The organism is Mesorhizobium sp. M0051 (assembly GCF_040323235.1).
Lineage (GTDB): Bacteria > Pseudomonadota > Alphaproteobacteria > Rhizobiales > Rhizobiaceae > Mesorhizobium.
The window spans coordinates 1-9,333 of record NZ_JAMYUT010000068.1 but is presented as its reverse complement, the minus strand read 5'-3'; the positions used below and the strand labels follow the sequence as shown (position 1 = coordinate 9,333).

Genomic DNA, 9,333 nt, shown 5'->3' with positions numbered 1-9,333 from the left:
GTCGACTTTTGCTGTCACAAATGGAGCTTCTCCGCTATGCCAACGTCGTATTTTGGGTCCGGAGTTAACCGCGGTTGATGCAAACCACCTTTGGCTGAGTCATCTCCTCGTAGGCAAAGCGAACACCTTCCCTGCCCATGCTGCCGTATTTGGAGCCGCCGAAGGGCATGGCATCGAAGCGACAGTCCGACGAGTCGTTGATCATCACCCCGCCAGCCTCGATCCTTTTTGCCGCCTCAAGCGCGACAGAGAGATTGTTGGTGAAGATGCCGGTATGCTGGCTGCATTCCGGAACGTTGGCCATCTCGATGGCTTCATCAAGCGTGTCGAAGGGAGCAAGCATAACGACCGGCGCGAACACTTCCTCGTGCCACAGCCGGCAGCTCTGAGGCGTGCCATCCAGCACAGTCGGATGGTAGAGGGAGCCCTCGCGGTGGTGTCCGCACAACAATTTCGCACCCGCGCCGATGGCCTCATTGACTGCCGTCTCGGTGCGTTCCGCCGCCTCGCTGGAGATCATCGGACCAACGTCGGTATCCTCGCGTGACGGATCGCCTGCCTTCAGCTTTTTCGCTGCCGCGACAAAGGCATCGCGGTACCGCTCATAAAGGGCCGCCTGCACCAAAATGCGCTGGGCGCCGATGCAGTTTTGTCCGGCCGCCCAGAATGCGCCTGATACGCAGCTTTCAACTGCTTTGTCGAAGTCGCAATCATTCATGACGATGACGGGCGCATTGCCGCCGAGTTCCATCGCCAGTTTCTTGAGCCCCGCCGAGCGACTGATTGCCTCTCCGGTTGCAAATCCGCCGGTGAACGACACCATTCGAACTTCGCGGGTGGCGACCAAGGCCTTACCGAGATCTGTACCGCCAACCGCGACGGTTATGACGTCTTCCGGGAGGCCGGCTTCGCGAAGGGCTCCGACGAGGTTGATCGCCGAAAGCGGCGTCAGCTCCGATGGCTTCAGCAGAACGGCATTGCCGCCGGCGACCGCGGGACCAAGCTTGTGCGCCACGAGGTTCAGCGGATCATTGTACGGGGTAATGGCGGTGATGATCCCGAGCGGTTCACGCGTGAACCAACCCTGCCGCTGCTCTGAACCGGCAAACGCATCGAAGGGCACGATCTCGCCGGCATTGCGCTTTGCTTCTTCAGCCGAGAGCTTCAGCGTATTGACGCAACGCAGGACTTCCTTGCGCGCCTGAACAATGGTTTTTCCAGCTTCCCGGACGATGGTGTCGGCGAAGGCGTCGCGACGGCGCTCGACAATCTTTGCAGCGTCTTCAAGGATGCTCGCGCGCCGGTGCCTTGGCAGGTTGCGCGAAAGCTCGGCTCCGCGTCTGGCGCGTGTCAAAAGCTCGCCGATTTCGCATGCGTCCGTAGCCTCGACCGTTCCCACAAGCGACCCGTCATAGGGGCTGTATACGGGTATGGGCGCCAAGCCGGTTGTGATATGCAGTTGGGCAGCGGTCATAGGCGAGCTTCTTCTTCCCTAATGAAGTGCCGCATGCGCGGCAGCTAAGTCTCTAGTCGGGGCAAAGGTGCTAATGCATGGCGCCCAAAAGTGGCCGCGGTGTTGGGAGAACGACATGTATAAAAACAAGACCTAAAGCGCGTCGTCTGAATACGCAACGCGCTTTAGGACCCGCGCCCTGTCCTCACTTAACGCGCTTTAGGACCCGCGCCCTGTCCTCACTTGATGCATCGGTTGATTGCCACCTGAACGTTTGCGATAGCGGTGGGACCCCTTCGGCCGTCCCCTTTCAGATTTTCTGGCCGTCGCGAACGAGTTCGTCCATGACGGAGCGCACGGCGCTTTCGGCGATTGCAACGATCTCTTCGACTTCAGACTTGGTTGTTACGAGTGGCGGGGCAACGCCAAGAATGTCGCCGTGCGGCATAGCGCGAGCGATAAGACCCCGGTCGCGGGCAGCCTTTGAGATCCGCGCACCAACCTTCAGCGACAGGTCGAAACGCTTCCTATTGTCGCGATCGGCCACGAACTCGATCGCGCCCATAAGGCCGACCCCGCGCACTTCGCCGACGATCGGCAACTGCGCGAATTTTTCCTTCAGCTGCGCCTGGAAGAACGCCCCGACGTCACGGGTATTGCCAGGGAGGTCTTCTTTCTCGACGATGTCGAGAACCGCGCTGGCCGCGGCGGCGCCGATCGGGTGACCGGAGTAGGTGTAGCCGTGCGAGAATGCGCCAACCCTGTCAGCGCCGTCTTCCATCACTTTATAGACCTTCTCGCCAACGATCGCCGCCGAGAGCGGGAAGTAGGCAGCGGTCAGACCTTTTGGGACGGTGATCAGGTCGGGCTCGATGCCATAGTGCTGCGAGCCGAACATCGAACCCGTTCTACCAAAACCGGTGATCACCTCGTCGGCGATAAGGAGTACATCGTGCTTTTTCAGAACGGCCTGGATAGCCTCCCAATACCCTTCTGGCGGAGGCGTGATGCCGCCCGTGCCGAGCACAGGCTCGGCGATGAAGGCGCCGACATTGTCGGGGCCGAGCCGTTCGATCAGCTGGTCAAGTTCGACGGCGCGGCGCGCGGAGAATTCGCGTTCGGTTTCACCCGGGTTTGCACCCCAGTAATGATGAGGCGCGCCGGTATGGACGATCTGCGGCAGCGGCAGGTCCATATGGTCGTGATAAAAGCTCATGCCGGTCATCGAGCCGGAGACCACCGAGCAGCCATGATAGCCGCGCTCACTCGAGATGATCTTCTTTTTGTCCGGCTTGCCGCGCAGGTTGTTGTAGTACCAAACAAGCTTGGCCTGGGTCTCGTTGGCATCCGAGCCGGACATGCCATAGAATACCTTGCTCATCTTGCCGGGCGCCATCTTCACGAGACGATCGGAGAGGATCGCAAGCTCATCGGTCGTGTGCGCCGCATAGGAGTGAAAGTAGGCAAGGCGATAGGCCGGGCGCGAGATCGCTTCAGCCACTTCGGTGCGGCCATAGCCGACATTGACGCAGTAGAGGCCGGCAAAACCAGCGATCTACTGCTTGCCATGGGCATCCTGGATGCGGATCCCTTGCCCGTCTCGACGATTGTCGGCTCGCCCAGCTTGCCGCTCGCAAAGTCCTTGAGCTGCGTGAAAGGATGCAGGACAGAGTTGCGGTCCTTTTCGCTGATGTCCTGGATGTTGATGCTCATTCGAACTCCCTTTCGCTGCAGGGCTATCGCATATGAGTAAAGAGGCTAAGCAGGTTTTGATCGGCCCATCGTGCTTTGAGTCGTTTGTGGCTGAGCGGGATGTTTTCAAGATCGGCTCTGAGAACATTGAGCGTGAGGCGGCGAAGTATGGCGTGATTGGCGGCGGTATTGTTCTTGCGGCCTCTGATTTGATCTTCGCCGAGCAGGACATCGAGTTGCCAGTGCAGGTCATTCTCGATGCTCCAGTGGCGGCGTACTGTGGCGAGCAGTTCGTGTGCCGGCATTTTGCGCGACAGCGCATAGCAGCGGACCTTGTGCGTGGTCTTGCCATCGACGGTGCGCCAGCTTTCGACACGGCCGACGGCGCAAAGGTCGACGAGTGCATTCTTGCCCGGCGGCTGCACAAAGGGAATGACGAAGGCACGCCGCACCTCGTGACGGCCATGCGCATCCTCTTCGGTCTGATGGAACTTGGTTGCTTTGCTGGCCGCCGCCTTGTCGAGGGCGGCCTTGGCCTCGCTGGCCAGTTTCGACTGGTTGCCCTTGATGGCGATCACGTAGTGGCCGCCGCCCTCGCACACGGTCTTGGTCATGCGGCGATGGCAGTGCAAGGCGTCGGCCGTTACGGTCAGCCCCTTGAGCGACAACAATTCGAGCGCCGCGATCGCGGCCTGCACTTCGCCGCCCTTCTGCGCCACGGTCTGGGCCAGGCTCATGAAGGTATCGCAGCCAAAGACGGTCACCACCAGCGGTGGCATATGCGAGCAGCCCTTGGCGTAGGCGCGCCGCAGGCTCTTGCCATCTATGGCGACCTGCCCTTTCGGCGCATCGATGCGCGCCTGCCCGCCGAACGCGATCATGAAGCGCATGAAGGCATCGTTGAGGGCGACAGGATCGAGAGCCGCCAGCACCCGGCTGAAGGTGTCGTGGCTGGGCGCGCCACGCTCGAGCGGAATGAACTGCCGCAACAGATCGAGACGGTTCCTGGCAAACAGCTCCATCTCCGTGCAGTGCGTCGCCCCGCAAAGCACTGCCGCAAGTGCTACGAACAAAATCTCCGGCAACGGGTGCTGCGCGGTCAAGTCCCGCGGGTCCGGCACCTCGCCGAATACATCCAGAAACACCATCACGGCCTCCGATCATTCAGAGGTCCTCTCAGAATCGATTTCCGCACACCACACAAGAGTCCGTTTGTACTCATGTGCGATTCCCCTGCCTTTCGCTGCGGCATCTGCGACGCATATTTCTTGCCTCTGAACTGTGGCCAAGCCGGACAGGTGGATCAGAAAGCGTGGACAGGTCGGAAACACTTCGGTCGGAAGCATGCTCTGCCTACCAGGGCTACACGTGCTCCGCCCGAGCCTCTGCTCCACACCAAGCCGCGGCAAACAAAGCGATGGCCTTTGTAACCCTCAACAGGGACGGCAAGTTCACTCGCTCATCAACAGCATGGATGTGTTCGGCAACTGGCCCGTAAACCAGGCTGGTCATGTCACCATGCAAGGCAAAGACAGCGGCGTCGAGGTAGCAAGGCATGACGAAGCGCTGAAGTTCTCGTTGGGAACTGTCGGCGAGGGAGTGCGCTTTTGCCAGAAGCGCTTCTGCGTCGGTTCCTGGCGCAAGAACATATCCGCCCTGCTTGACACCGACCCACTCGATCTCCGGCTCGGGACATCCTTGCAGTTGCGGGTCGTTCAAAGATGCCTTTCTGAGAAAGCTCTCAAACCTTGCGGCGCGCGCCTCTGCAATCTCGCCGGGATAGAAGCCAATACGGCCTTCAAAACGGCACTCGCTCGGCACTGAGGCGAGCCACTCGCCTCCCGATATCGTGCCGATTGTCAAAGCTATTGGATTGTCGACACCGGCGAAATCAGGCTGAGTTATGGGTCGCTCTGCGATCCACTCTTGCTCGAGCTGGCGCAGATGCTCGATAGTGCGAATTGCGATGTCGATTGCGCTCCTACCGGTGGCGACCTCGAATGGGTGAGCGGGAACCCCTTGGACCGTGATAGCAAATTTTATGACCCCGGTATTCGCGCTGACGAGCTTCTCGTCGGTAGGCTCCGAAATGAGAACTGCATCGGCGCGGAAACCCTCCGCCAGAACCATTGCCGCTCCATTGCCTGTGGTCTCTTCCTCAATGACGGACTGAAATTGGACCGCCCCTTTCAGGTCGAAGCCTGCGGACGATAGCGCGTCGAGGGCAAACAGATTTGCAGCCAGGCCAGCTTTCATGTCACCCGCACCACGGCCATAGAGCCAATCCCCGTCGCGAGTGGCCGAAAACGGCTCATATCTCCAACGGGCGCTTGTGCCGACCGGCACCACATCAACATGTGCGTTGAGTGCCAGAGATCTTCCGCCTTCATGCGGTGACCGCTTGGAGCCTACAACAATGGTAGAATCTTTGAGATCAAATCTGGTCGGTGAGAAAGCCGGATCCTTGCCGATGCGAGCTGGATCGATCGGGAAGCTGCGAACGTCATAGCCACGTTCTTCGAGCGCGTTGGCGACAATCTTTTGAACACTGGCTTCATTGCCTCGAAGCGAGGCAGCACGCACCAGCCGTGTCAAAAACTCGACCTGCTCATCGAAGCGGTTCTCAACCGCCTTGATGATGCGCTCGATATTGGCGGGCGCCAATGGATGTTTGTCGCGTGCAACATCAACAGCGGGATACCGCAAAGATGGGGGTTCGTTCACGTCTGCTCTCCTGAATTATTTGAGAAGATATCGCTACCCTGTGTGCAGCGCAAAGCTACCGTTTGATATCCAAATGCCAGTTTCTTTGCGCAAAGTGCTATGGAGAACTAGGCACCATGCTGCGGCTGCGCCGAGGATCTCGATTCAGGGCTATCACGCTTCAGCGAGCGGGGGGTACATGCCAGCCACAGGTCGGCTAGGCTGGAAGGTTTACTTTCGTCGACGGTGCACACCACCAGAGCGTTCGGATCAATAGATCTCGACCGGGATGGTATGGCTGGTTGCGGAAGGGTCGTGTGGTTTGAGTCGACGCGAGCGCAACTCGTGTGGTGATGCATTCGAAAATGTCAAGCGAATGCGGTTGGCAGCTAAAAAGCAGAATGCGAACAACGTTCACACGGCGCCGAGCAAAATACTGGTTTCAGTCGAGGCAACTCCGTCAATACTGCGTATTTCTCGCAGTGCACGATCCAGATCCGCAAGGCTTTCAGCGCGAAGTTCCGCGATGTAATCCCAGACGCCGTTCGTCGTATAAAGCGAGACAACTTCAGGAACCCCATTGAGGGCCTTAATGAGCGCGGCGGGCTTCTTGCTTGAAGTCCTTACACCCATCATCGCGCGCAAAACCGTCTCGTCCAATTCTTGTCGAGTGCGCACCGTGAACCCGCGTACCGCGCCGGACGATATCAAGCGATCTAGGCGCTTCTGGACTGTCCCTCTTGAGACCTGCAGCTTGTCTGCAAGAGCCGCAATAGGCATTCGCCCATCCAGCCTGAGGAGCGCAATTAGCCGCCTATCAAAATCGTCCATCGCATCACTCGCAACGCAATCTGTCGATTCCAATAGCGCAATCTGTCAGGGATTACTAGCATTTAGTAAGCGAAGTTTACCTTTACGTTACGCATGGCGCCAGAATATGATCTTGAAAACCAAACGCTTTAGGGGAACCAAATTTTGACATCCAAAATCCAGTTCATTGATTGAGCGCCTGGTAAGTTCGTTTGGCGGCGGTGTATATGATAAACAAGCTGAAGAGATATTTAACATCCGAATGTTTTCCGGGGAAAACATTGGATTATTTCTTATCGTTGCTGATAACAACTCCCTTTATATGTCTGCTTTTTGTTTTTTGACCATAAGGCCGATCAATTTAATGAATTGACGTCGGGAAACGGCTTTTACACAGAGTATTTCTATCGTGCTTCCGCCGCGCTGATACTAGGTCATCTGGAATAATCGAGCTTCGCCGCCAGAAACAGATAGGCCACTTGGGCTACATGGCCGGTGTGGGTGGGATTATTGATGGTCCGTCACCAGTATGCCCTCCCTTTACGGCGTGCTCGTGCCTCCGGTCTGATGGGCTTGATCCGAAGGACTATTGCTTTTCGTCGTGACGCGGAGTGGTCAAGATGGCAGAAGGGCTATGATATTAAGACTGCTGCCACAGTCATGCATGAGAGAGGTTACGCTCCCGGACATGCCGCTGTCGAAATTCATCTCCTGCGGTCCTGCGTCAGGTCTAGATCCTGGGACGGCTATTATACGATCCCGCTGCTCATCACCCTTTTTGCGGCTTCTGGATCAGGGAGTGCCGGGTGCAGGTTGGTTTGGGAGTCGCCATCGGCTTTCGTCGGTGTGCTGCTCTGGCAATGAGCGATTGTGCAAGAAATACCGATCGCGCACTGAACAGGCGTTATCCGACCTGCGGAGTTGACCGCAGACCTACTTTCAGCGTCACCGGCGTCGGCCGGTGCTACTAGCTACCCGATATCCTACCGGCCGCTAAGCAAGCAATGCTCATCGGATGCGTCGCAAACAGGCGTTTGTTCGTGCGTACACCTGTTTATTTCTGGTCCCTCCGGGATCCGACTCCAATCGTTGGATTTGAAGGTCGCAGCGGCTTGTGTACCGGGAACGCGCTTGTGATCGATCCGGATGTTGGCCGTATCGTGAAATCTATCTGGGTTTGAGATGACCGCCCTAGACAAACTGAATTTGACGAAGAACCGCTGGCGATTGATAGTCTCTAGATTGAGACGGGCAGCTTGACGGCCCTTGCTCTCGACCACCCTCTCAGCCTAGCCGCATTGGGCGGCAGCATTGGCAAAATTGGTGCAGCAGGTCGAGAAATGAGAGCATGAGTAGGAAGGAGGGCCCAGACGAGCGCCTAGGTACGTCGGCCACGTTTTCCCCGCTCAGGAACTCGACCTTTCGTTCGATCTGGCTCGCCATACAGGTTGCCAACTTTGGCTGGTTGATGCAGGCCGTTGCCATCAGCTGGCTGATGGCAACAATCTCGACGTCAGATCTGATGGTTGCGCTGGTTCAGGCGTCAGCGACGCTACCTGCGTTCATATTGTCTGTGTTCGTCGGGGCCATCGCTGACAATTTCAGCCGTCGCAAGGTTATGTTCGCCGGTTGGTGCCTTATGGCGATAGCATCTGCGATGCTGGCCGCTTCCGTGGCGCTCGGCTTTGTCGACCCATGGATGATCCTCGGCTTCAGCTTCCTGATCGCGTGCGGCGGCGCGGTCAACGATTCCGCCTGGCAAGCCTCGGTTGGTGATATCGTCGGCCGACGCGATGTTCCCGCTGCAGTCACCCTCCTCACCGTCGGCTTCAACACTGTCCGCACCGTAGGCCCGGCGCTTGGCGGCATCGTCGTCGCCTCGTTCGGCCTTGTGGCGGCGTTCGCCAGACTGCGCTCAGCTACCTGGTACCGGTGTGCACCATATGGCGCAGCAAGTGGAAGGTTTCGCGCTTCACCTCTGCCGCGGGATCCGCTGAAGACGGCGATTTATGACTGGGTCCGGTTCACGGCGATGTCGTCGGAAATCAAGGCGGCGATCGCACGCGGAACCCTATTTGGCTTGGCGAGCATCGCCATACTTGCCCTGCTGCCCTTGGTTGTCCGCGATCAATTGGGAGGAGGTCCCGTCGCCTATGGCACCCTCATGGGCGGCTTTGGAACCGGCGCCGTCTTGGCCGGTGTCTCCAATAGCATGTTCAGACGGAGCTTGTCGCAAGAGCGGTTGATAACGCTTGCATGCGTCGCCTGCGCGGCATGCTCCCTCTCCCTTGCGCTTACCTCTTCGATTGCAGTGGCGGCCATAGCACTCGCCTTAGGCGGCGCGGGTTGGGTCACCGCATGGTCCGGGCTTGGCGTGAACGTGCAGCTGGCAAGCCCGCGCTGGGTCGTGGGGCGCACCATCTCGATCTATTATGCCTTGATAGACGGCGGCATCGCGGCCGGCAGCTGGATATGGGGAACGGTGACGCAGAACCATTCCCTGACCTTGGCGCTTGAAGGCTCCGCTGGTGCTCTGTTGCTTGTCGCTGCGGCTGGCGTCCTGTTTCCTCTGCGCGATCGCCGCGACTCTGGGGACTGTCAGGAATTTTGTGCATGAGGCCATGATGATGGAAAGGAGAATCATCGCATGGCTATTGAGAAGGAACTTTTGGACC

General features: G+C 58.3%; 5 protein-coding genes and 1 pseudogene. 1 reads left to right on the top strand and 5 read right to left on the bottom strand.

What is annotated here, in order from left to right; all coding sequences use genetic code 11:
- Positions 1 to 64: 64 nt before the first annotated feature.
- The 5 genes and pseudogenes from NKJ90_RS32855 to NKJ90_RS32835 all read right to left on the bottom strand — a co-directional run bounded on the left by NKJ90_RS32855 (position 65) and on the right by NKJ90_RS32835 (position 6,679).
- On the bottom strand, positions 65 to 1,474 hold the full coding sequence (locus NKJ90_RS32855; RefSeq protein WP_352487729.1) for an aldehyde dehydrogenase family protein: 1,410 nt from the start codon (positions 1,472 to 1,474) through the stop codon (positions 65 to 67).
- Between the two features lie 289 nt (positions 1,475 to 1,763).
- A pseudogene (locus NKJ90_RS32850) lies at positions 1,764 to 3,166 on the bottom strand (aminotransferase).
- Between the two features lie 23 nt (positions 3,167 to 3,189).
- A complete protein-coding gene (locus tag NKJ90_RS32845; protein ID WP_352487728.1) occupies positions 3,190 to 4,293 on the bottom strand; it encodes an ISAs1 family transposase in 1,104 nt (367 codons plus the stop codon).
- A gap of 214 nt (positions 4,294 to 4,507) precedes the next feature.
- Positions 4,508 to 5,869 (bottom strand): ArgE/DapE family deacylase, encoded by a 1,362-nt coding sequence (locus tag NKJ90_RS32840; RefSeq protein ID WP_352487727.1) that lies wholly within the window; start codon positions 5,867 to 5,869, stop codon positions 4,508 to 4,510.
- A gap of 393 nt (positions 5,870 to 6,262) precedes the next feature.
- Positions 6,263 to 6,679 (bottom strand): Lrp/AsnC family transcriptional regulator, encoded by a 417-nt coding sequence (locus NKJ90_RS32835; protein ID WP_352487726.1) that lies wholly within the window; start codon positions 6,677 to 6,679, stop codon positions 6,263 to 6,265.
- 1,327 nt (positions 6,680 to 8,006) lie between these two features.
- Between NKJ90_RS32835 and NKJ90_RS32830 the strand changes: the two genes are divergently transcribed.
- A complete protein-coding gene (locus NKJ90_RS32830) occupies positions 8,007 to 9,275 on the top strand; it encodes an MFS transporter (RefSeq protein ID WP_352487725.1) in 1,269 nt (422 codons plus the stop codon).
- Positions 9,276 to 9,333: the final 58 nt, after the last annotated feature.

Bases quoted from the DNA above. Each gene is read 5' to 3' on its own strand.
- NKJ90_RS32845 (WP_352487728.1), bottom strand. From the start codon at position 4,293: ATGGTGTTTCTGGATGTATTCGGCGAGGTGCCGGACCCGCGGGACTTG.
- NKJ90_RS32830 (WP_352487725.1), top strand. From the start codon at position 8,007: ATGAGTAGGAAGGAGGGCCCAGACGAGCGCCTAGGTACGTCGGCCACG.
- NKJ90_RS32835 (WP_352487726.1), bottom strand. From the start codon at position 6,679: ATGGACGATTTTGATAGGCGGCTAATTGCGCTCCTCAGGCTGGATGGG.
- NKJ90_RS32855 (WP_352487729.1), bottom strand. From the start codon at position 1,474: ATGACCGCTGCCCAACTGCATATCACAACCGGCTTGGCGCCCATACCC.